Source organism: Rhodococcus sp. FH8 (assembly GCF_019266085.1).
Classification (GTDB): Bacteria; Actinomycetota; Actinomycetes; order Mycobacteriales; family Mycobacteriaceae; genus Rhodococcus_F; species Rhodococcus_F qingshengii.
Genome location: NZ_LPNQ01000057.1, coordinates 1,410,096 through 1,431,171, shown reverse-complemented (window position 1 = coordinate 1,431,171; position 21,076 = coordinate 1,410,096). Strand labels below are relative to the sequence as shown.

Annotated in this window: 22 protein-coding genes; 15 read left to right on the top strand and 7 right to left on the bottom strand. The window is 62.8% G+C overall.

What is annotated here, in order from left to right; translation table 11 throughout:
• Positions 1-24 precede the first annotated feature (24 nt).
• On the top strand, positions 25-657 hold the full coding sequence (locus ATN38_RS09665; RefSeq protein ID WP_083056384.1) for an HAD family phosphatase: 633 nt from the start codon (positions 25-27) through the stop codon (positions 655-657).
• Positions 658-712: 55 nt separating this feature from the next.
• Positions 713-1,000, top strand: a complete 288-nt coding sequence (locus ATN38_RS09660) for a putative quinol monooxygenase (protein ID WP_007730819.1) — start codon at positions 713-715, stop codon at positions 998-1,000.
• A 74-nt stretch (positions 1,001-1,074) separates the two neighbouring features.
• On the opposite strand, the gene ATN38_RS09655 is transcribed toward ATN38_RS09660, so the two are convergent.
• Complete coding sequence (locus ATN38_RS09655) at positions 1,075-2,577, bottom strand: AMP-binding protein (RefSeq protein WP_218747875.1); 1,503 nt, start codon at positions 2,575-2,577, stop codon at positions 1,075-1,077.
• Between the two features lie 137 nt (positions 2,578-2,714).
• Here ATN38_RS09655 and ATN38_RS09650 point away from each other — a divergent pair, with 137 nt between their 5' ends.
• Positions 2,715-3,395 carry a TetR/AcrR family transcriptional regulator gene (locus tag ATN38_RS09650; protein WP_218747873.1) on the top strand — a complete coding sequence of 227 codons (681 nt, stop codon included), beginning with the start codon at positions 2,715-2,717 and terminating at the stop codon, positions 3,393-3,395.
• A 72-nt stretch (positions 3,396-3,467) separates the two neighbouring features.
• On the opposite strand, the gene ATN38_RS09645 is transcribed toward ATN38_RS09650, so the two are convergent.
• Positions 3,468-3,944: a MaoC family dehydratase gene (locus ATN38_RS09645; protein WP_003942878.1), complete on the bottom strand. Its 477-nt coding sequence runs from the start codon at positions 3,942-3,944 to the stop codon at positions 3,468-3,470.
• Between the two features lie 157 nt (positions 3,945-4,101).
• Between ATN38_RS09645 and ATN38_RS09640 the strand changes: the two genes are divergently transcribed.
• From ATN38_RS09640 to ATN38_RS09585, 12 genes are all read left to right on the top strand, one after another.
• Entirely contained in the window at positions 4,102-4,923 is an 822-nt protein-coding gene (locus ATN38_RS09640) for an SDR family oxidoreductase (protein ID WP_003942864.1), read from the top strand.
• Positions 4,920-5,723, top strand: coding sequence for an enoyl-CoA hydratase-related protein (locus ATN38_RS09635; RefSeq protein ID WP_003942852.1), 804 nt, complete (start codon positions 4,920-4,922; stop codon positions 5,721-5,723). Before ATN38_RS09640 ends, ATN38_RS09635 begins: the two co-directional genes overlap by 4 nt.
• On the top strand, positions 5,710-6,930 hold the full coding sequence (locus ATN38_RS09630; RefSeq protein ID WP_019745701.1) for an acyl-CoA dehydrogenase family protein: 1,221 nt from the start codon (positions 5,710-5,712) through the stop codon (positions 6,928-6,930). Before ATN38_RS09635 ends, ATN38_RS09630 begins: the two co-directional genes overlap by 14 nt.
• Before the next feature lies 1 nt (position 6,931).
• Entirely contained in the window at positions 6,932-7,714 is a 783-nt protein-coding gene (locus ATN38_RS09625) for an SDR family oxidoreductase (protein WP_218747871.1), read from the top strand.
• Positions 7,707-8,741, top strand: coding sequence for a phosphotransferase family protein (locus tag ATN38_RS09620; RefSeq protein ID WP_218747869.1), 1,035 nt, complete (start codon positions 7,707-7,709; stop codon positions 8,739-8,741). Before ATN38_RS09625 ends, ATN38_RS09620 begins: the two co-directional genes overlap by 8 nt.
• A 45-nt stretch (positions 8,742-8,786) precedes the next feature.
• Positions 8,787-9,545: a 3-oxoacyl-ACP reductase FabG gene (gene fabG / locus ATN38_RS09615; protein WP_020909429.1), complete on the top strand. Its 759-nt coding sequence runs from the start codon at positions 8,787-8,789 to the stop codon at positions 9,543-9,545.
• 34 nt (positions 9,546-9,579) lie between these two features.
• The gene (locus tag ATN38_RS09610) at positions 9,580-10,773 is read left to right on the top strand and encodes an acyl-CoA dehydrogenase family protein (RefSeq protein ID WP_003943047.1); all 1,194 of its coding nucleotides are present in this window, start codon (positions 9,580-9,582) and stop codon (positions 10,771-10,773) included.
• Positions 10,770-11,867, top strand: a complete 1,098-nt coding sequence (locus ATN38_RS09605; RefSeq protein ID WP_064074991.1) for an acyl-CoA dehydrogenase family protein — start codon at positions 10,770-10,772, stop codon at positions 11,865-11,867. The genes ATN38_RS09610 and ATN38_RS09605 overlap by 4 nt, the downstream gene beginning before the upstream one ends.
• 31 nt (positions 11,868-11,898) lie before the next feature.
• A complete protein-coding gene (locus tag ATN38_RS09600) occupies positions 11,899-12,882 on the top strand; it encodes an NADPH:quinone oxidoreductase family protein (protein WP_218747867.1) in 984 nt (327 codons plus the stop codon).
• Between the two features lie 79 nt (positions 12,883-12,961).
• A complete protein-coding gene (locus ATN38_RS09595; protein ID WP_003943187.1) occupies positions 12,962-14,161 on the top strand; it encodes an acetyl-CoA C-acyltransferase in 1,200 nt (399 codons plus the stop codon).
• Positions 14,158-14,943: a RhlG family 3-oxoacyl-ACP reductase gene (locus ATN38_RS09590; RefSeq protein ID WP_003942909.1), complete on the top strand. Its 786-nt coding sequence runs from the start codon at positions 14,158-14,160 to the stop codon at positions 14,941-14,943. The genes ATN38_RS09595 and ATN38_RS09590 overlap by 4 nt, the downstream gene beginning before the upstream one ends.
• 173 nt (positions 14,944-15,116) lie before the next feature.
• Positions 15,117-16,316, top strand: a complete 1,200-nt coding sequence (locus tag ATN38_RS09585) for a DUF4185 domain-containing protein (protein ID WP_218747865.1) — start codon at positions 15,117-15,119, stop codon at positions 16,314-16,316.
• A 6-nt stretch (positions 16,317-16,322) separates the two neighbouring features.
• Here the strand turns inward: ATN38_RS09585 and ATN38_RS09580 are convergent, their stop codons facing one another.
• The 5 genes from ATN38_RS09580 to ATN38_RS09560 all read right to left on the bottom strand — a co-directional run bounded on the left by ATN38_RS09580 (position 16,323) and on the right by ATN38_RS09560 (position 21,021).
• Positions 16,323-18,359 (bottom strand): YhgE/Pip domain-containing protein, encoded by a 2,037-nt coding sequence (locus ATN38_RS09580; protein WP_218747864.1) that lies wholly within the window; start codon positions 18,357-18,359, stop codon positions 16,323-16,325.
• A gap of 133 nt (positions 18,360-18,492) precedes the next feature.
• Complete coding sequence (locus ATN38_RS09575; RefSeq protein WP_042446276.1) at positions 18,493-19,089, bottom strand: SRPBCC domain-containing protein; 597 nt, start codon at positions 19,087-19,089, stop codon at positions 18,493-18,495.
• A complete protein-coding gene (locus ATN38_RS09570; protein ID WP_003942971.1) occupies positions 19,086-19,463 on the bottom strand; it encodes a helix-turn-helix transcriptional regulator in 378 nt (125 codons plus the stop codon). Before ATN38_RS09570 ends, ATN38_RS09575 begins: the two co-directional genes overlap by 4 nt.
• A gap of 61 nt (positions 19,464-19,524) precedes the next feature.
• Positions 19,525-20,208, bottom strand: coding sequence for a GntR family transcriptional regulator (locus tag ATN38_RS09565; protein ID WP_003942830.1), 684 nt, complete (start codon positions 20,206-20,208; stop codon positions 19,525-19,527).
• A 36-nt stretch (positions 20,209-20,244) separates the two neighbouring features.
• Positions 20,245-21,021, bottom strand: coding sequence for an aspartate/glutamate racemase family protein (locus tag ATN38_RS09560; RefSeq protein ID WP_256931597.1), 777 nt, complete (start codon positions 21,019-21,021; stop codon positions 20,245-20,247).
• Positions 21,022-21,076: the final 55 nt, after the last annotated feature.

The window sequence follows — 21,076 nt, the reverse complement described above, 5'->3', positions numbered from 1 at the left end:
TCATGTTTGGTGTCTGATGGAGCAATGACACCCACGCGTACGGCAGTGCTCGTCGATTTCGGTGGAGTTCTCACCTCCAGTGTGCTGCGGGCCTTCGAAGATTTCGGGGCCTCGCTTGGCGGCGACCCACGACTTCCGTTGACCCTGCTCTCCCGCGACGACGTCTCGAAGAAACTGCTCTCCGATCACGAATCCGGAAAGATCGACCAGGAGGCCTTCGAAGCAGGATTCGGAGAACGTCTACGAGCGCACGGCGCCGTCGTGGACAGCGAAGGATTGGTCGACCGTATGCAGGCCGGGCTTGTCCGAGACGAAGAGATGGTGCGACTGATTGCGGACGTCCGAGCGGCGGGTCACCCTGTTGCGCTCGTGTCCAATGCTTTCGGGCGTGATTGCTACGCGGGTTTTGTGCTCGAGGACCTCGCCGACGAAGTGGTGATCTCCTCGGAAGTCGGGATTCGTAAGCCCTCTCGTCAGATCTACACCATCGCGTGCGAGCGGCTGGGTGTTGCGCCCGAAGGTGCCGTGATGATCGACGACCTGCAACAGAACCTCGACGGCGCGGCACGATTGGGGATCGCCGGCATTCTCCACACCGATGCGGAAAGCACTCGCAGGCAGTTGGAATCGACGTTCGGACTACTGCCCATGCAGTGAAACTGTAGGTTCTCGGTAACACTCGAATTCTGCTGGAACACTTTTGGAGGAATGAATGATTGCTGTCATCGCGGATATCACCGTCAAAGACGGAAGCGGCGAACAGTTCGAAGCCGTAGTCGCCGAACTTGCCGAGAAGGTGCGCACGGAAGAGCCCGGAACGGTTCTGTATCAACTGATCCGCTCGAAGACGGATACGAATTCCTACAAGTTCATGGAGCTGTATCAAGACAGTGCTGCGATCAAGGCCCATGGATCGTCCGAGCATTTCCAGGCCGCGGGAAAGGCGATGGCGCCCTTCCTCGCAGGCGCCCCGCAGATCGAGTACTTCGACGCACTCTGAGCGCATGGACAGGGCACTCTGAGCGCATGGACAGGTGAACCCCGGCGAAATCTCGCCGGGGTTCACCTGTGTTTTCAGTTCTGCTTCTGGGCGCGGAGTTCGGTGCGGTCGATCGATCGCTTGAGGATCTTTCCCGTCGAACCCTTCGGGAGCGCGTCGATGAACTGGACCACCCGCGGAATCTTATAGGCGGACAGACGTTCCCGAGCCCACGAGGTGACGTCATCTGCTTCGAGGTCGGAGCCTGGGCGCACGGCCACCACCGCCGCAACCTCCTCGCCGTAGTAGTCGTCGGGTATACCGATCACCGCGGCCTCGATGATGTCGGGGTGCTGGTAGAGCACCTCTTCGACCTCGCCTGGATAGACGTTGTATCCACCGCGGATGATGAGGTCCTTGACGCGGTCGACGATGCGAAGGTCACCGTCGGCGTCGGTCTCGCCGAGGTCTCCGGTGCGGAACCATCCGTCGTCGGACAGGACGGCGGCCGTGTCGGCCGGGCGCTTCCAGTAGCCCTTCATGACCGTCGGTCCTTTGATGAATACCTCGCCCACTGTGCCTGCCTGGCAGACATTTCCGTCGTGATCACGGACCTCGACCTCGGTGCGCGGTACGGCGCGGCCGGTGTATCCGATCTTTGCGACGCGGTCGATGCTGTTGAAAGTTCCGAATGCGCTCGTCTCGGTCAGGCCGTAGCCCTCGAGGATTGTGCAGTTGAACCGTGCTTCGAAGGCGCGAGCGACTTCACCGGGAAGTGATGCGCCACCGGAGATTGCGATCCGCAGTTGTTCGAAGTCGGAGCTGTCCACGTCGGCTGCGGCGTGCAGCATGGCATTCCACATGGTGGGGACGCCGGCCATGATGGTGAGCTTGTCCCGACGCACCAGATCGAGCATGGCGGCCGGGTCGAACCGGGCGAGCAGGGACAGTGATCCGCCGCCGGTGAAGGTTGCCATCATGACCGAACCCTGGCCGAAGATGTGAAAGAGCGGCAGTCCGGTACCGGTGCGGTCCGAGGGATTTCCGCGGCTGCTCTCGGCGCCGATCTCACCGGCAGACAACAGATTCCCGACTGTCAGCTGAGCGCCCTTCGGACGTCCGGTGGTACCGGAGGTGTAGAGAATCGCCGTGGTGTCCGCTGCGTCGCGGTCGACCACCGTTGCCGGTGGATGGTCGGCCTTCGCCGATTCTTCGGTGAGCGTCCACACCGGGACGCCGCGCGCACTCCCTGCATCCTGAACTGCGGGACCGAGCTGGTGCCAGGCGATCGCCAGCGAAATCTCGGCGTCGTCCAGTACGTACTCGACTTCGGGTTGCGCCGACATCGTGTTGATGGGCACCACGACACAACCTGCAGCCTGAATCCCCATGTACGCCACGATGAATTCAGGCACCGACGGCGCCGCGAGCAGAACCCGGTCGCCGATGCTCAACCCTTCGTCGCGAATGCGGCCGGCAAACGCCAAAGACGCGTCGTGGAGCTGTCGGTATGTCCAATGATTATCCGTGCCGCGAATTGCAATATTTTCCGGAGTGGCTTCCGCGTGACGGGTCACCGGGTCGAGAACGCTAACCATGGTTCTGCCTTTCGGGAGGAATCGACCGATTGTGTGTCCTGGGTCTCACCAGAGCGTACACTTGAATCCGGCGTCAACATCGAGTCTGCTGGGATTGTCCCGAAAATGATGTTGATCGGAAGGATGAGGAGCGCACCGTGCTCGACGACGAATCGCGAATTGCCGCCTTGCCGGTGGCTCCGCCCGCGCTGCTCCGGGATCGACCGACCACCGAGCGGGGGACACGCACGCGTGCGGCTTTGGTTGCTGCTGCCCGTAAGGTTTTCGAGCGCAGTGGCTATCTCGATGCACGTTTGATCGACATCGCCAAAGAGGCCGGTTGCGCGACGGGATCGTTCTACACGTACTTCGCGAACAAGGAAGAGGTGTTCGCCGCCGTCCTCGAGGTCGCGCGAGACGACATGATGCACCCGGGCATGGGACGCGTTGCGGGTGCGGACGATCCGTACGCCGTGCTCGAGGCAAGTAATCGAGCGTATCTGGCCGCGTATCAACGCAATGCGAAGTTGATGGGGCTCATGGAGCAGGTTGCTCACATCGACCCGGAGTTCCGGAAGTTCCGCAGCGAGCGTGCCAATGCGTTCATACGCCGCAATGCCCGCGGGATTGCAGATCTGCAGTCCCGCGGCATCGCGGACGCGACGCTGGATCCGATGACGGCGTCGATTGCTCTGTCCGGCATGGTGAGTCGACTCGCCTACAGTCTGTTCACCCTTCGTGAGGGTGAGGTGGACGGGCGTTCACCGGAGTTCGATCAGATTGTCGCCACTGTGACCGATCTGTGGGCGAACGCTCTGAAGTTCCCCGACCGTCTCTGACGAGGTGGGCCGCCCCGGCTGCATAGATGTTCGAGCGGCCGGGCGTCCCAGTCTCGGTTCAGCTCTTTTCGGTCAGCTCTTTTCGACGACGCGAGCGACGGATTCGGCGACCACGACGGGCTTGTCGGAACCCTCGCGCTCGACCACCTGGCTCATCTTCACTTGGATTCCGCCGGGCAACTGCTCCGCGGACACGACGGTTGCGCGCATGCGGACCCGGGATCCCACGGGAACGGGAGCGGGGAAGCGAACCTTGTCGTAGCCGTAATTGAGGCTGTGGGCGAAGCCGTCGAAGTGGATGAGTTGGTAGGAGAACTGGGGGCCCAGCGAGAGGCTGAAGAGTCCGTGCGCGATCGTGCTGCCGAGCGGGCTCGATGCGGCTCGTTCCGGGTCGACATGAATCCACTGATGATCGTTTGTGGCTTCGGCGAACGCGTTGATGCGCTCCTGGGTGATGTCGTACCACTCCGTCGGGCCAAGTTCCTGGCCGATGAGCTTCTCGAGCTCGGCGAAGGTGGACGGGCGGACGGGCAATTGGTTTTCAGTCATCGTTATCCCTTTACTCGCAGTTCAGGAGGTCGGAACGGGCCGTTCGGGTGACCGTCGCGATTCGACGGTTGAAACTGACGCCGGATTCAACTATACATGAGGGGAGACGTGGATCACTGTCAGCGCGTAGGTATGACGCAAGCGAGAGGAATCGCTCATGAAGGTTGCCCAGAAGGTAGCAATTGTCACCGGTGGCGGCGGGGGAATCGGCGGTGCACTGGCCGAGCGACTGGCTGCCGAGGGTGCTCGCGTCGTAGTGGCTGACCTGGACGGGGCAGCAGCTTCGGCAGTAGCAGAGGCGATCAACGCGGAGCGTCCCGGAGCGGCCGTGTCTGCCGGTGGCGACGTCTCCGACGAGACGGTCATTGCGGGCCTGATCGCGCAGGCGGAAAAGGAATTCGGCCCGGTCGACCTCTACTTCGCCAATGCCGGCGTTACCGGTGGCATGGGCCTCGACATCAGTGAAGACGTCTGGGACACGACGATCGACGTCAACGTTCGCGCCCACATTCGCGCTGCCAGGCTCCTCGTCCCAGGCTGGACGGAGCGCGGGGAGGGCTACTTCATCAGCACGGCCTCTGCGGCCGGCTTGCTCAGTCAGGTCGGGTCCGCCGCGTACTCGGTGACCAAACATGCCGCGGTCGCGTTTGCCGAGTGGCTCTCGATCACCTACGGAGATCAGGGTGTTCGCGTCAGTTGCTTGTGCCCGATGGGCGTCAACACCAAGCTTCTCTACGAAGGTGAGAACTCCGGCGATCCGGTCGGCAAGGCCGCAACCGGAGCCGTGCTTGCGGCAGGCAATGTTCTCGAGCCTGCCGAATGCGCCGAAATCGTTCTTGCGGCAGTGGATGCCGAAGAATTTCTCATCCTTCCGCACAAGAACGTGCTGGACATGTACCGGCAGAAGGGCGCCGACTACGACCGTTGGCTGCGCGGGATGCGCCGGTACCAGGCGTCGCTCCTCGCGGGAACACGATGACCGAGGAACTCGTCCTCTCCGAGCAGAGAGGAGCGGTGCTGGTTCTGACATTCAATCGGCCCCGCGTTCTCAACGCGTGGACCAACGAGCTCGAAGATCAGTACTACGACTTTCTGGCCGTGGCAGACGAAGATCCCAGTGTCCGAGCAATTGTTGTCACCGGCTCCGGCCGAGGATTCTGCTCGGGGGCTGACCTCGGCAATTTGAAGAACGTCGGCGAAGTCTCCGAAAGTGATCTTGTCCGGCCGCGAGACCGTCATTTCCCGACCACCATCCGCAAGCCGCTGATCGCCGCCGTCAACGGCGTCGCCGCAGGGCTCGGAATGGTCGAGGCTTTGTACTGCGACGTTCGTTTCGGTTCGAGCGCAACACGATTCACTACCGCGTTCGCGCGTCGAGGCCTGATTGCGGAGTACGGCATCTCCTGGATGTTGCCCCGCTTGGTCGGGCACAGTCGAGCAGTCGATCTTCTGCTTTCCAGTCGGATGGTGGACGCCGACGAGGCGTACCGCATCGGTTTGATCGACCACCTGGTCACCGGCGGTGACGTTCTGGACGCGGCGATTGCTTACGCCGAGGACATCGCGGCGAACTGCTCGCCGACGTCCCTCTCCGTCATCAAATCTCAGATGAGTGCCGACGCGCACTCGACCTTCACCGATTCCGCCAGGCGTGCGGAATCGCTGATGCTGAACGCATTTCACGGCCCGGATGTCGTCGAGGGCGTCAACAGCCATCTCGAACATCGAGCCCCCAATTTTCCTTCCCTCTCTGTCAGGAGTTCACATGTCAGTGTTTGAGTTCTCGGATCGCACCAAGAAGTACCAGGCCGAACTGCTCGATTTCATGGACAAGCACGTTTACCCGGCCGAAGCGGTCTACGAAGAGCAGATGCGTGAGTCCGGTAACCCGCACTTCCAGCCGCCGATCATCGACGACTTGAAGAAGGAAGCCAAGGCCCGCGGGCTGTGGAACCTCTTCCATCCCCATCCCGAGTGGGGCCCCGGCCTGACGAACCTGGAATACGCACCGCTCGCAGAGATCATGGGCCGCAGCCACCTGGCCTCCGAGGCCACCAACTGCGCCGCTCCGGACACGGGAAACATGGAGGTGCTCACGCTCTTCGGCACCGACGAGCACAAGGAGAAGTACCTCAAGCCGCTTCTCGAAGGCGAAATTCGTTCCGCTTTCGCGATGACCGAGCCCGAGGTTGCCAGCTCCGACGCCACCAACATCCAGCTCCGTATGGACCGTGACGGCGACGAGTACGTGCTGAACGGCCGTAAGTGGTTCGCTTCCAACGCCTTGCACCAGAACTGCAAGGTTCTGATCGTCATGGGCAAGACCGACTTCAATGCCGCCACCCACCGTCAGCAGTCGATGATGGTCGTGCCGATCGATGCTCCCGGCGTCACGATCCTGCGCAACCTGCCGGTTTTCGGCTACCAGGACCGCGAAGGACACGGCGAGATCACTTTCGAGGACGTGCGCGTCCCGGCCAAGGACATTCTCGCCGGTGAGGGTGAAGGATTCGCGATCAGCCAGGCCCGCCTCGGCCCCGGCCGCATCCACCACTGCATGCGTGCAATCGGAATGGCCGAGCGCGCACTGGAACTGATGTGCAAGCGCGCATCCACCCGCATCACCTTCGGGAAGCCTGTCAGTGACAACGCGAATATCCAGGACTGGATCGCCGAGGCTCGTATCGACATCGAGATGGTTCGACTCCTCACCCTCAAGGCCGCACACATGATGGACACGGTGGGCAACAAGGAAGCGCGCACCGAGATCGCAGCCATCAAGGTTGCGGCACCGAACATCGCGCTCAAGATCATCGACCGCGCCATCCAGGTTCACGGCGGTGGCGGCGTCACCGACGACTTCCCGCTCGCGATGGCTTACGCCCACATGCGCACCCTTCGCCTGGCGGACGGCCCGGACGAGGTGCACAAGCGCGCCATCGCCAAGCAGGAACTGCGCAAGTACCGCGAAGTCAAGGCGAACTGACATGGCAGGACTGGATCTCACAGGTAAGACGGCAATCGTCACAGGCGCATCGCGGGGCATCGGCCTCGCCACCGCGCAGGCGATTGCGGCGGCGGGCGGAAACGTCGTACTGACCTCACGCTCACAGGAATCCGCAGATGCGGCTGCCGCACAGGTGAAGGGCAACGCGATCGGCGTCGGCGCTCACGCGACGGACGAGGATGCTGCCCGCAAGTGCGTCGAGCAGACGATCGAGTGTTTCGGCAGCCTCGACATCTTGGTGAACAACGCGGGCACCAACCCGTCGTTCGGGCCGATCATCAATCAGGATCACTCGCGCTTCGCCAAGACCTTCGACGTCAACGTGTGGGCTCCAGTCCTGTGGACCGGCCTCGCAGCGCGGGCCTGGATGGGCGAGCACGGTGGTTCCGTGGTCAACACCGCCTCGATCGGCGGCATGGCGTTCGAGGCGGGAATCGGTACGTACAACGCGTCGAAGGCTGCTCTGATCCACATCACCAAGCAGTTGGCGCTCGAGTTGTCGCCGAAGATTCGTGTCAATGCGGTCGCTCCCGGAGTGGTGAGAACCAAACTCGCCGAAGCACTGTGGAAAGAACACGAAGAAGCGGTGTCCGCGTCGACCGCGCTCGGACGCATCGGCGAACCTGAGGACGTGGCCGCTGCCATCGCCTTCCTGGTTTCGGATGCAGCCCAGTGGATCACCGGCGAGATCATGACCATCGACGGTGGCCAGTTGTTGGGTGACGCACTCCCGTTCCGGCAAGGGGCGTCCGTCGGTGGCTAGCGTCGGAGTAGTGGGACTCGATACCGAAGCGGTTACCGGGTGGATAGCAGCCCTGGGGATCGACTTCAGCGGGCCGCTGTCCTTCGACCGAATCGGCCTGGGGCAGTCCAATCTCACGTACCTGGTACGTGATCAGGGCGGCCATCGCTGGGTGCTGCGACGCCCACCGCTGGGTCACCTTCTGGCCTCGGCTCACGACGTGGCGCGCGAAGCTCGAATCCTGAGCGCTCTCGAGTCCACCGATGTACCTTCGCCGCGAGTATTCGGGTTGACCGAGGATCCGGCCGTCACCGAAGTTCCGCTGCTCCTGATGGAATTCGTCGACGGCGAAGTGGTCGACCGGATGCCTCTGGCGGAAGCGTTGTCGGAAGATCGTCGTCGGGAAATCGGCATCTCGCTCGCTCAGACGTTGGCGAAAATTCACGCCGTGGATCTGAAGCAGGCCGGGCTCGACGACTTGGCAAGCCACAAGCCCTACGCCGCACGGCAGTTGAAGCGTTGGGGTGGGCAGTGGGAACAGTCGAAGACGAGGGAATGCCCCGACCTGGACGATCTCACGCGACGCTTGATTGCAGCCCAGCCGGAGCACACTGAAACCACCTTGGTGCACGGCGACTTTCACCTGCGCAACGTGATCACCTCCGCTCAGAACGGCGAGGTTGTCGCGGCCCTCGACTGGGAACTCTGCACACTCGGTGATCCGTTGGCGGATGTCGGAAGCTTGTTGGCGTACTGGCCGGCGGCTGGGGAGAATACCGGCGGCGATTTCCCGGCGTCGGCACTCCCCGGATTCCCCTCGCGAGAGGAGATCTCCCGGATCTATCTCGAGGCCACCGGACGGGATCCGGCTGCGCTGAAGTTCTGGCACACGTTGGGACTGTGGAAGATTGCCGTGATCGCCGAGGGCGTGATGCGTCGCGCCCGCGACGAACCGCAGAATGCCGCCGAGAGCGGAACTCCCACCGTGGAACGTATTGACGCCTTGGTCGCCAAAGCCAGGGAAATTGCAGATCAGGCCGGGATCTGACGAGATCGTCCGGTGTCCGTCGAATCACGAAAGTATGGAGGGCCAGTGAGCCAGGAACGTAGAACCGCAATTGTCACGGGTGCAGCACGCGGAATCGGTGCGGCAGTAGCGAAGCGACTGTCGGAAGACGGTTTTGCCGTCGCCGTGCTCGACCTCGACGAAGCGGCGTGTGCCGGAACCGTCGACGCGATCAAGGCCGCAGGCGGACAGGCGCTGGCCGTCGGCGCTGACGTCTCCGACGAGGCTTCGGTCGCTGCAGCAGTGGATCGTGTGGCCGCAGAACTGGGTGCACCCACCGTACTGATCAACAATGCCGGCATCACTCGCGACAACCTTCTGTTCAAGATGAGCGTTGCCGAGTGGGATTCGGTGATGAACGTCCACCTGCGCGGAGCGTTCCTCATGTCGCGTGCGGTGCAGAAGTACATGGTGGAAGCGAAGTTCGGCCGCATCGTGAACCTCTCGAGCACGTCGGCTCTCGGTAATCGTGGACAGGTCAACTACTCCGCTGCGAAGGCCGGAATGCAGGGCTTCACCAAGACATTGGCCTTCGAGCTGGGCAAGTTCGGCGTGACCGCGAACGCTATTGCCCCCGGATTCATCGAAACCGAGATGACCGCCGCAACGGCCGAGCGAATGGGCGTCGGCTTCGAGGACTTCAAGACCGCTGCCGCTTCGCAGATTCCGGTCAATCGCGTCGGACAGCCCGAGGACATCGCGCACACCGCGTCGTTCTTCGTCAGCGAAGGCGCGGGCTTCGTTTCCGGTCAGGTCGTCTACGTCGCCGGTGGACCGAAGGACTGACCGTCCGCTCACCGCTCGAACCGAAGGAATGGGCATGGCTTTCGACGAAGAGGCAGTATCGCGTGATCTCACCGAAAAGGTGAACACGCTTCTCGCGGAGAACGATCCGAACAGCGTGTCGGTATCGGATTTCCTCGGCGCACGATTCGACGCCGGACTGGCGTGGGTTCATTTCCCCGAAGGTCATGGGGGACTCGGTGTACCGCAGAGCTTTCAGCGTCAGGTGAACGCTCAGCTGGAGGCCGCCGGTGCACCGGGCCCGGCCACCGGCAAGAACGGGATCGGACTGGGCATGGCGGCACCGACCATCGCTGCCTTCGGCACCGAGGAGCAGAAGCAGAAGTTCCTGCGCCCGTTGTGGACTGCGGAGACGGTCTACTGCCAGCTGTTCAGTGAACCGGGCGCAGGTTCGGACCTCGCGGCCGTCGCTACCCGCGCCGTCCGCGACGGCGACGACTGGATAGTCAACGGGCAGAAGGTATGGACGTCGGGCGCGCAGAATGCGCAGCTGGCGATTCTCGTGGCCAGGACCGATCCGTCACGTTCCAAGCATGCGGGTCTGAGCTACTTCATCTGCGACATGACCGACCCGGGCGTCGACGTCCGGCCGCTGCGCCAGATCACCGGCGAGGCCGAATTCAACGAGGTATTCCTCACGGACGTCAGGATTCCGGACGCCAATCGCCTCGGAGCCGAAGGTCAGGGGTGGAAGGTTGCGACCACCACCCTGAACAACGAGCGGGTTGCCATCGGTTCGGGCGCACCGCGTGAGGGCGGCATGATCGGAAAAGTCGCTCAGGCCTGGCGTGACGAGCCCGAGCTGCGTAACCCGGCGATGCACGACGAGTTGATGCGACTCTGGACCGAATCCGAAGTTGCGCGTCTGACCGGGGAGCGACTGCGCCAGCAGCTCGCCGCCGGCCAGCCTGGCCCCGAAGGCTCGGGAATGAAGCTCGCGTTTGCCGGTTTGGCCCAGCAGATTTCTGGATTCGACCTCGAACTGCACGGCGAAGCCGGTCTGCGCTACGACGACTGGACACTGCGTCGACCGGATTCCGTCGACTTCACCGGGCGTGAACCCGGATACCGGTACCTGCGAGCCAAGGGCAATTCGATCGAGGGCGGAACGTCGGAGATCCTGCGCAACGTCATCGCAGAACGTGTACTCGGGTTGCCGCCCGAGCATCGCGTCGACAAGGACATCGCCTGGAAGGACTTACCCCGATGAGCGCCGATCTGTTGTACTCCGAGACCGAACAAGATCTGCGAGCCAGCGTCAGACGACTGCTGAGCGAGCGCGCCGGCGCCGACACCGTGGTCACGGCGTACGACGACGTGTCCGCCGACTTCACCGGGCTGTGGAAGTCGCTGGCGTCGGAACTCGGTTTGGCGGGACTGCTGGTACCCGAGGAACTGGGCGGGGCAGGTGCGTCGACGCGTGAGGCGGCGGTCGTGATGGAGGAGATCGGACGTGCGGTCGCTCCCGTTCCGTTCTTCACCAGCGCGGTGCTGGCGACGACGGCGTTGCTGAAGGCCGGCGAGACCGAGGTGCTCGGTCAATTGGCAGCGGGGGATTCGACGGCTGCTCTGGTCGTCCCGTTGTCCACTGCACCAGGAACTTTCACACCTACTGTCAAGGCAACGGCGAGTGGACTCGTCGGCAGCGTCACGACGGTTGCCGGCGTCGCCGAGTCCGATGTTCTTGTTGTTCCGGTTGCGGGTGAAAGCGGTCTGGAGCTGCATACCGTTCGGATCGCCGACGCTACCGTCACGCCGGTTCTGTCCCTGGACATGACGCGCCGATTGGCGGACGTCGAGTTCTCGGGGTCGTCGTCGGTCCGTGTCGACAGCGGCAATGCGGCGCAAGCGGTTGAGGAAGCGTTGCTCTGTGGAAGCGCACTTCTGGCGTCCGAACAGTTCGCTGTAGCTCAGTGGTGCCTCGAAACGACTCTCGCGTATGTGAAGGAGCGCAAGCAGTTCGGCCGGGCGATCGGTTCGTACCAGGCGATCAAGCACCGCCTCGCCGATCTCTGGCTCGAAGTCAGCTCTTCGGGAGCGGCAGCACGATATGCGGCGGACACCTATGCACGCGGCGACGCCGATGCGGCGATCGCAGCGACGGTGGCCCAGGCATTCTGCAGCGGCGTCGCGGTTCATGCTGCCGAGGAGTGCGTCCAACTTCATGGTGGTATCGGAATGACGTGGGAGTATCCGGCGCACCTGTACCTCAAACGGGCGAAGAGCGATCAGCTGTCGCTGGGAACCGCGTATCAGCATCGGGCACGCCTCGCCGAGTTGGTCGACCTCCCGATCTCGTCCTGAAACTCACCCACTATCTGTCTGGAGAATTGCTGTGAAGGCTTGGCGCGTCAACGAACTCGGTCAACCCCGCGATGTGCTCGCGTTGGAGGAGACCGCGGATCCCACCCCGAATGCGACGGAGATGTTGGTCAAGGTGCTGGCGGCTCCGGCCAACTTCCCCGACGTCCTCATGTGCCGGGGTGAGTACCAGATCAAGCCGCCGCTGCCCTTCACACCCGGTGTCGAACTGTGTGGTGAAGTGGTCTCGGTCGGTGAATCGGTGACCAAATTCGCAGTGGGGGACCGGGTGATCGGTAATCCGAGTCTGCCGTCCGGCGGATTCGCCGAGTACTCGGTACTGGATCAGAACAACACGTTCCCGGCGCCGTCGGCTCTCGACGACGCGGAAGCATCCGCTCTGAGCATCGGCTATCAGACAGCGTGGTTCGCTCTGCATCGCCGCACCCAACTGCTCGAGGGTGAGACGTTGTTGGTCCACGCTGCTGCGGGTGGTGTCGGTAGTGCGGCAGTGCAACTCGGCAAGGCGGCAGGCGCCAAGGTGATCGGTGTCGTCGGCGGTCCGGACAAGGCCGAGTACGCGCGCAAGCTCGGCGCAGACCTCGTCGTAGACCGTCACAGTGAGGACTTCGTGGCAGCGGTCAAGGAGTTCACCGGCGGCAAGGGCGCCGACGTGGTCTTCGATCCGGTCGGCGGCGACGCATACGCGAAGTCCACCAAGTGCATCGCCTTCGAGGGACGGATCGTCATCATCGGCTTCGCCGGGGGCACGATCCCGCAGCCGGCACTCAATCACGCTCTCATCAAGAACTATTCGCTCATCGGACTGCACTGGGGGCTGTACAAGGCCTACAACCAGCAGGCCATCGACGACTGCCACGTCGAGCTCACCAGGCTCGCCGATGCCGGCTTGGTCAAACCACTGATCAGTGAGCGGCTGTCGTTGACGGACGTTGCCGACGGTATCGGTCGCCTCGGCGACGGCACCACTGTCGGTCGCGTCGTGTTCCAGCCCTGATTCTTGCTGTGCGCCTTTATTAACCCCCGGCGGTTAATAAAGGCGCACAGCACTTCGTGTTCGACGAAAGGATTCCCCGATGAGGCAAGCTGTCATCGTTTCCACCGCCCGTACCCCGATCGGTAAGGCGTACCGCGGCGCGTTCAACAACACTCAGGCTCAAGAGCTTGCTGCACATGCCATTTCGAATGCAGTTCAGCGCGCGGGCCTCGAGGGCGGCGAGGTCGAGGACGTCATCCTCGGCGCCGCGCTGCAGCAGGGATCCTCCGGCGGCAACGTCGCACGGCAAGCGGTGCTGCGGGCCGGGCTTCCGGACTCGGTTTCCGGAATGACGATCGACCGTCAGTGCTCGTCCGGGCTCATGGCCATCGCAACCGCAGCAAAGCAGATCGTGGACGACGGAATGCAGATCGCGGTCGGCGGCGGAGTCGAATCGATCTCGTTGGTCCAGAACGATCACATGAACAACTTCCGCGCGGCTGATCCGTGGCTGAAGGAAAACAAGCCGTCGATCTACATGCCGATGCTGCACACGGCCGAGATCGTCGCCGAGCGCTACGGAGTGACCCGCGAGCAGCAGGACGAGTTCGCGCTCGTCTCTCAGCAGCGGACCGCAGCGGCCCAGGACGCAGGTCGGTTCGATCTCGAGATCGTCCCGCTGCCCTCGATCAAGCAGGTGCAGGACAAGGAGACCGGTGAGATCCGCAGCGAGTCCGTGACGCTGACCCGCGACGAAGGCAACCGCGCTTCCACCACGTTGGAAGGGCTGTCGAGTCTGCGACCGGTTCTGGCCGACGGGACTGTCAGTGCTCATTCGTCCATTACTGCGGGCAACTCGTCTCAGCTCTCCGACGGCGCTTCGGCGTCGGTGCTGATGGAGGCAGGCGAGGCGCAACGCCGCGGGTTGGCTCCTCTCGGTATCTACCGTGGCATGGCTGTCGCGGGTTGCGCTCCCGACGAGATGGGCATCGGACCGGTGTTCGCGATTCCGCGTCTGCTGGATCTTCATGGGCTGAAGGTCGACGACATCGATCTCTGGGAACTCAACGAGGCCTTCGCCTCTCAGGCCCTGTACTGCCGCGACAAGCTCGGGATCGATCCCGAGAAGTACAACGTCGACGGCGGCGGTATCTCCGTCGGCCATCCGTACGGAATGACGGGGGCTCGTCTGGTCGGCCATGCTCTTCTTGAAGGAAAACGGCGCGGAGCCAAGCTCGTGGTGGTGACCATGTGCATCGGCGGCGGTATGGGTGCTGCCGGGCTTTTCGAGGTCGCATGAGCTTGATCGAGGGACTGTTCGACGTCAGTGGCAAGACCGTTGTGGTCACCGGTGGATCACGCGGCATCGGATACATGATCGCTCGCGGGTTTGTCGAAGGCGGAGCGACGGTCGTCATTTCGGCCCGAAAAGCCGAAGCCTGTGACGAAGCCGCGCGAGAGCTTTCGGAGTTCGGCACCTGCATCTCGCATCCGGCCGATCTGTCCACGGACGAGGGGATCGAGAGCCTCGTTGCGAAGGTCGCCGAGATTTCGCCGACGCTCGACGTACTGGTCAACAACGCCGGTGCCACGTGGGGAGCTCCCGTCGACGATTTTCCGGCCGCCGGCTTCGACAAGATTTTCGACATCAATGTCAAGGCAATCTTCCTCTTGACGCAGAAGCTGTTGCCGCAGTTGCGTTCTGCCGCCACGGCGGAAGATCCCGCGCGCGTGATCAATATCGGATCGATCGACGGACTCGTGGTGTCGGGTTCGGAGAACTTCTCGTACGGAGCCAGTAAGGCTGCGGTGCACATGTTGACGCGCAAGCTCGCGGCAACGCTTGCGGGGGAACAGATCACGGTCAATGCCATTGCGCCGGGCCCGTTCCCGTCGAAGATGATGGCATTCCTCCTCGAGGACGAACAGAGTGCAAAGGCTGTGGCGGACTCGGTCCCGTTGGGCCGGGTCGGAACTCCCCAGGATGCCGCAGGTCTTGCCATCTTCCTGGCTTCACGTGCCGGGGCTTATCTGACCGGCGCGGTGATTCCACTCGACGGCGGTGCGAGCGGAGCGCGCTGACCTACTGACCGATCTCCTCTGTCCCAAAAGGCCTGAAAGTCTGAACTACTATGACTTTCAGGCCTTTTCGTCCCTTTGTCTGATTGGGTTGTCTGTGACTGCAGTTGCTAGATTATCCGAGGTTCGGGGGGAACGACGACGACAACACCAACAATCCCGGCCTTGGGGGAGTCATGTTTCGCGCGGGGAGATCGTTGGGGGTGTTCGAGGTAGTTGCTGCTCTGGCAGCTGCTGCCGTCACGGTGGTGGCTTCGCCGGCGATGGCTGCGCCGGGATGCGTCGGAGTCAGTGGCGTCGGTAGTAGCGGTGGTCCGGCCAATGCGGCACCGTGGCTCAACGGCAACACCGGAGGGTTGCCAGGTCTGTCCGGTCGTACTGCCGCGATCGAAAAGGTCACCGGGACATACAGTCCCAACAAGACCGTTGATCGCTTCAATGTCCTGGGTACCGACCTGGGCATCATGTGGGACAACGGTGCGGGGCAGATTCTGACCGCTTTCGGCGATACCACCGGGCTCAGTCGTAACCCCGGCTGCGACGGTTTGGTGGGCGAGTGGCGAAGCAATGTACTCTTCCGCAGCTCGGATCGGGTACTGGCCGACGGTATGCGCATCGACAGTGCGCCGATGGACGGCACAGCTCAGGCGCGTGAGATCATTTCCGGTCTGAAGATTCCGGGTGTCGAGGCCTCCAGCATCCCCACGAGCGGCATCGCAGTGAACGGTGTGCAGTATCTGAGCTACATGTCGGTGCGTAACTGGGGCGAGGCCGGGCAGTGGAGCACGAACTACTCGCAGATTGCCACCTCATCGGACAACGGCGAAACGTGGACCACTCGTCCGGAAACTCTGCGCCCCAACATCGGTGGGGTTCTTCCCGCGGGTGTCGCCCCCGTCGCCGGTAGCGAGAACTTCCAGATGAGCTCGATGGTGAAGGACGGCGGGTTCGTCTACAACTACGGAACCCCCGCGGGACGATCCGGCGAGGTTCGACTTTCTCGCGCGCCCGAGGGGGCGATCCTCGATCTTTCCGCCTACGAGTACTGGAACGGAAGTGGCTGGGTCCTTGCCGATCCCGCTGCGGCCGTACCCGTCATGGACGGCCGCATCGGTGAGGTCTCCGTTCAGTACAACGAGTTCCTCGGCAAGTTCGTGGCGATGTACGCCGACGCGTTCAGTTCGATCGTAATGCGAACCGCTCCCAGTCCGGTCGGTCCGTGGACGGCACCGGAAACATTGGTCAATCTGGTCGAGGTTCCCGGTATCTACGCTGCATACATCCACCCGTGGTCCAGTGGTTCGGATCTGTACTTCCTTGCCACCACGTGGGCCGACTACAACGTCATGTTGATGCGTACGACGCTCGTTCGCTGATCCGGCTCACGCTTGCGTTTGCTGGAGATACACGATCTCCTCGGTGATCGGCGCGTCGTCGTCGTCGGTCGGCGGTTCTTGTCGCCGTCGCCACCAGATGGTGAACAGGACGGCTCCGATCACCAAGGCAGCCAGAGCGATTACCGCCACCCAGAATTTCGGGCCGTAGTATCCGACAAGGACCATGCGCATGGCGTTGCGCGCCCACGTGAGTGGCATCAGAGCGTGCAGCCACTGCAGAACCGTCGGCATCTGTTCGATGGGGTATACCGCGCCGAAGGCGAAGATCTGAATCATCAAGGCGCCCAGAGCGATGAAGGTTCCGTTGACGGCACCGAACACAACGGTGAAGAGCCTGCCCGAGCTGGCCGCGGCGGCACCCACCAGGATCATCACTGCGATCATCGCCAGAACACTAGGTGGTTCGACGTTTGCCACGGTCAGTGACACCACCGACAACACGAGCGCCGCGACCAAGGTGACCAGGGCGGGAATGCGGTAGCGGCGCAGCCCCTCACGTACCACGCTGGTGTGCGAGTTCAGTGAACGTCCGCGTCGTGGGCGGACGACGAACCACGTGAGAATTCCGCACAGGAACAGTGCCACCGAGATCACGGCAGGTACGGCTCCCGGCCCGAAACCGGCTGCGGGATAGTTGTTCCGCGCGTCGACGGCAACCGGGGAGGAGAGGAGATTGGCCGTGGTGGCGCGCTCGTCGTCCGTGAACTGCGGTACCTGGGCGGCACCGTCGGACAAACCGGTGGCGAGTTCCGCGCTGCCCGCGTCGAGCTCGCCGACGCCGGCCGATAGCTGCCCGAGACCGTCACGGAGCGCAATACTTCCAGTGTCCAACTGCCCCAGCCCGGTGGCGAGTTCCTGTGCACCGGTAGCGAGTTGGCCTGCGCCGTCGGACAGTTGGCCCAGGCCGGTGTTGAGTTCACCTGCACCGGCCGCGGCGGCAAGGAGCCCACCACGGTAGTCGCTGCTCGGATCAGTGAGCTGCCGCGAGATTTCCCGCGCGCCGTCGCGAAGCTGGCCGAGCTGACCGATCACGTCGTCGTCCGACGGTTGTGCAGTCAGGGAAGCCCGCAGTCCAGCCAGGGCTTCGACGAGTCCGGCGGAGACCGGATCGGCCGAGTTTCGAAGCATCGACGTGAGGGCGTCGATCTGACCGACGACGGCGTCCGAGGACCCCGCGAGGTCGAGTACCGGGGTGGTGACCATGTCGACCACTTCGCTGATCTGACGGGCGCCTGCGCCGAGTTCGTCGGTTCCCCCGACCAACTGGTTGAGTCCGCTGCTCAGCTCGCCCGAGCCTGCAGCAGCTTCGCCAGCTCCGGCAGCCAGCTCGCCGGCTCCGGCGGCCAGCTCCTTGCCGCCCTGATCTGCTTCGCCCATGCCGGTGGCGAGTTCCTTGCTTCCGGCGTAGAGCTCGTTGGTTCCGGCAAGCGCTTCGGAGGATCCGTCGGACAGCTGTTGCGCTCCTGCTGCTGCTTCACCGAATCCTGTTCCGAGTTCACCCAACCCGACCAGCACCTGGTCGATGGACTGCTCGCCGATCGACTCGGAGACCGCCGAGCGCACCTGAGCGATGATGCTTTCACCGACCGGGCCGGCGACCAGACTGTTGTAATCGTTGTACAAGACGTCGAGTTCGGCCTTGCGGCCCGAACCCGATGCGGCACTGGCCACATCCGCGCTGAAAGTCTTCGGAATGACGACAGAGAAGTAATAGGTGCCGTCGTTGACGCCGTCGGCGGCTTCTTGTTCCGAGACGACCTTCCATGCAACGTCTCCGCTCTCGACGAGCGCGGCAACAACTTCATCGCCGGCTTGCAGACGTGTTCCGTCGAGTTCTGTGCCGGCATCGGCGTTGACGATGGCGACGGGCAAGCGGTTGACCGTGTCGCCCGGATCCCACAGTGCCCACATGTAGAACGCCGCAATCGACAGCGGTGCGATGACGAGGACAGCGAGAACTGTCCGGATGATGTGCGTGCGTCGCGTCGTGGCCGCGTTGTCGACTACGGGTTGTGGCGCCATGTGGAGCTCTCTTCTCGTGGACCGAAGCAGGTGTGGCACGAAAGGAAGCCACCAAAACTGCTGGACATACGTCCAGCTCGGTCACGATACAAAGCAAACGGCCATCCTGTGACCGTTTTCGAAGAATTGGGCGTTATCGGTCGCCGTGCTCTGCCTCGATCTTTGCCCACTCCCACCCTCGGAAGTTGGCCAGACGAAGCTCCTCTGCTTCGTCGAAGGTGTACCACTCGGTGCTCGGCGCATCAGGGAGAGTGCCGCGCAAGTATTCGCCCAGGTAGTGAAGTGGGCCTTCCCAGCCGGTTCCGACGCCGTAGCAGCCGGTGTCCGGGTCGTTGCGGAAGACATCGGCGACGGAGGCGTGCTCCAACTCGAGCCAGGTGGCGTCGGGGCCGTCTGCAGTCAGCCGGATCTCGACCTGATCGCTGTATCCGCGATCGCCGGGCGGTGTCCACTGCAGTCGCAGCAGGTGTGGGGCGTCGCAGGCCAGGATCTCGCCACTTGCCTGGCCTTCGAAGGCGTACGAGCCGCCCACCTGGAAGTCTCCGCTCACCGGAAGGAAGAAACGGTTGATGCGGTCAGGGGTCGTGATGGCATCCCAGACGTCGTCGACCGACGCGTTGTAGCGGCGCTTGAGTACGGCAGTTCGAGCCGAACCTTCTGCGATGTCGCGGTTACCCATGCTCCGCTCCACCGCGGTGAGGCTGGTGTCCTGGTTCGCGATCTCGGTCATTGTGAGTCTCCTTCGTCGGAAGAATTCGATTGTGAAGATCTGCTCCGCTTCGAGCCGCGTCGTTTCCCGCGTGCGAGTTCTGTGGCCAATGCGTCGAGAGGGCCGCTCCAGAACTGCCGGAATCCGTCGAGCCATTGGTCCACTTCTTGCAATGGCGCGGGCTCGACGGCATAGAGACGCCTGGTGCCTTCGCTGCGGACGGTGGCGAATCCGTTTTCTCGGAGTACTCGCAGGTGTCCGGACGCGGTCGGTTGCGAGATTCCGAACTCCGCTGCCACGACTTCGGCGATCTGACCCGCCGAGCGCTCGCCGCCGGACAAGAGTTCCATGATTCGTCGCCGCACTGGGTCTCCGAGAACGTCGAATGCATGCACCAGTCATTTATATCGGCAATGACCAATATAGGCAAGCGCCGAAACTTGTACCCGGACTCGGTCAGTCCGAGAGCGCGAACTCGTCGGCGTCGAAAAGTTCGCCGATCAGCCCGCCGAGATGGCGTCGATGTTCGGCTGACAGCGTCGCTGCCGCCTCGGCATCGTGGTCTGCGCACAGCTTGATCAGCCTGTTGTGATGATCGACGGAGTCCTGGCTCCCGAGGAGGCTCGAGAACTTGCGGTAGTAGATGCGGTGAATTTGTGGGTGCACTTGGTGGATCAGCTTCTTCAACAGCGGATTCGCCGCAGCATCGATGATGACGCTGTGTAGGCGATCGTCAGCGGTCAGGGCTCGGCCTATGTCGTTTCGCTTGACGGCGGCAGCGAAGTCCTTGTTGGCCGAACGCATCGCCCCGATCATCTCGTCGGTGAGATTCGGTACAGCGGTGACGACGGCCAGTTGGTCGAGAGCTTCGATGACTGCGAGTGTTGCCTCGACGTCGCCGCGGTCGAGGGTGGTGATGCGCGTGTACGCACCGGGTTTCGCTTCCACGAGTCCGGTGTCGACCAGCCTTGCGAGCGCTTCGCGGACCGGAGTTCTGCTCAGTCCCAGATACTCGGCGAGTTCGCTGTCCTTGATCTTCGAGCCCGGCGCCAGTTCACCGGTGACGATCGCTTCGCGAATGCGTTCGAGAGCGATGTCGCTCATTCGTGCTCGCTCAACCGGTTTACCGCCACGCAACATACTGGATATCGTACTCTGCAGCCTCCCTGCTGCAGGTCAGCCCGAAACGACCATCGAAGGGTGTCTCCGGGCATCTGCAACCCGCCGGAGCAGAGCGCGGGCGAGAATTGTTGCCGGATCGATGATCTGACAGGTTGTGGCGTCGGCGGGCAGTCCGAGCGGAATCTCGGTGCATCCGGCCACGACGACCTGCGCGCCCGATTCGACGAGAAGATCAGCGGCCCTGACGAGCTTGTCGGTGGTCTCGTCTCCGACGTAGCCGCTCTTGATTGCTCGGATCGCCGGCATCACCAGTTCGTCCTGGATCGCAGGTCCGGGCACCAGGACGTCAATCGAGTATTCCGACAGCCATTGTTGATACAACCCGGTGCGGACCGTCCCCGTGGTGGCCAATAGTCCGACGGATGTGACGGCGGGTGAGAGCGTCCGGATGTGCCGAGCGACTTCGTCGATCATGTGGACGACGGGAAGTCCCAGTTGGGACGAGATGGCGGGCAGGAAGGCGTGGGCGGTATTGCATGGGATGGCGAGCGTCGTCGCGCCCGACTCTCGGAGAACGCGCGCACCGCGGATCAGCCAGGGGGTGGGGTCAGGGCCGTTCTCGGTGAGTGCCAATGTCCGGTCGGGAACGGTGGGATCGGCCCAGATGATAACTTTGGGGTGCTCCTGATCCGTCGAACCTGGTGTCAGCGCAACGAGTTTGGAGTAGAAGTCGGCAGTAGCGGCGGGCCCCATGCCTCCGAGTATTCCGATGACGGGGTCGCTCATGGCCGCCGGAGAGTTGACGCTCTGCCGTATTCGTTGCACCTTCATATTGCAATCCAACCTTTCGCATCCAATATATTGGATACTCGTAATGTTGACTACA

Coding starts and splice junctions, on each gene's coding strand:
- ATN38_RS09665 (WP_083056384.1), top strand. CDS start 25: ATGACACCCACGCGTACGGCAGTGCTCGTCGATTTCGGTGGAGTTCTC.
- ATN38_RS09605 (WP_064074991.1), top strand. CDS start 10,770: ATGAGCGCCGATCTGTTGTACTCCGAGACCGAACAAGATCTGCGAGCC.
- ATN38_RS09630 (WP_019745701.1), top strand. CDS start 5,710: ATGTCAGTGTTTGAGTTCTCGGATCGCACCAAGAAGTACCAGGCCGAA.
- ATN38_RS09610 (WP_003943047.1), top strand. CDS start 9,580: ATGGCTTTCGACGAAGAGGCAGTATCGCGTGATCTCACCGAAAAGGTG.
- ATN38_RS09585 (WP_218747865.1), top strand. CDS start 15,117: ATGTTTCGCGCGGGGAGATCGTTGGGGGTGTTCGAGGTAGTTGCTGCT.
- ATN38_RS09655 (WP_218747875.1), bottom strand. CDS start 2,577: ATGGTTAGCGTTCTCGACCCGGTGACCCGTCACGCGGAAGCCACTCCG.
- ATN38_RS09625 (WP_218747871.1), top strand. CDS start 6,932: ATGGCAGGACTGGATCTCACAGGTAAGACGGCAATCGTCACAGGCGCA.
- ATN38_RS09580 (WP_218747864.1), bottom strand. CDS start 18,359: ATGGCGCCACAACCCGTAGTCGACAACGCGGCCACGACGCGACGCACG.
- ATN38_RS09660 (WP_007730819.1), top strand. CDS start 713: ATGATTGCTGTCATCGCGGATATCACCGTCAAAGACGGAAGCGGCGAA.
- ATN38_RS09645 (WP_003942878.1), bottom strand. CDS start 3,944: ATGACTGAAAACCAATTGCCCGTCCGCCCGTCCACCTTCGCCGAGCTC.
- ATN38_RS09590 (WP_003942909.1), top strand. CDS start 14,158: ATGAGCTTGATCGAGGGACTGTTCGACGTCAGTGGCAAGACCGTTGTG.
- ATN38_RS09565 (WP_003942830.1), bottom strand. CDS start 20,208: ATGTTGCGTGGCGGTAAACCGGTTGAGCGAGCACGAATGAGCGACATC.
- ATN38_RS09575 (WP_042446276.1), bottom strand. CDS start 19,089: ATGACCGAGATCGCGAACCAGGACACCAGCCTCACCGCGGTGGAGCGG.
- ATN38_RS09595 (WP_003943187.1), top strand. CDS start 12,962: ATGAGGCAAGCTGTCATCGTTTCCACCGCCCGTACCCCGATCGGTAAG.
- ATN38_RS09560 (WP_256931597.1), bottom strand. CDS start 21,021: ATGAAGGTGCAACGAATACGGCAGAGCGTCAACTCTCCGGCGGCCATG.
- ATN38_RS09635 (WP_003942852.1), top strand. CDS start 4,920: ATGACCGAGGAACTCGTCCTCTCCGAGCAGAGAGGAGCGGTGCTGGTT.
- ATN38_RS09640 (WP_003942864.1), top strand. CDS start 4,102: ATGAAGGTTGCCCAGAAGGTAGCAATTGTCACCGGTGGCGGCGGGGGA.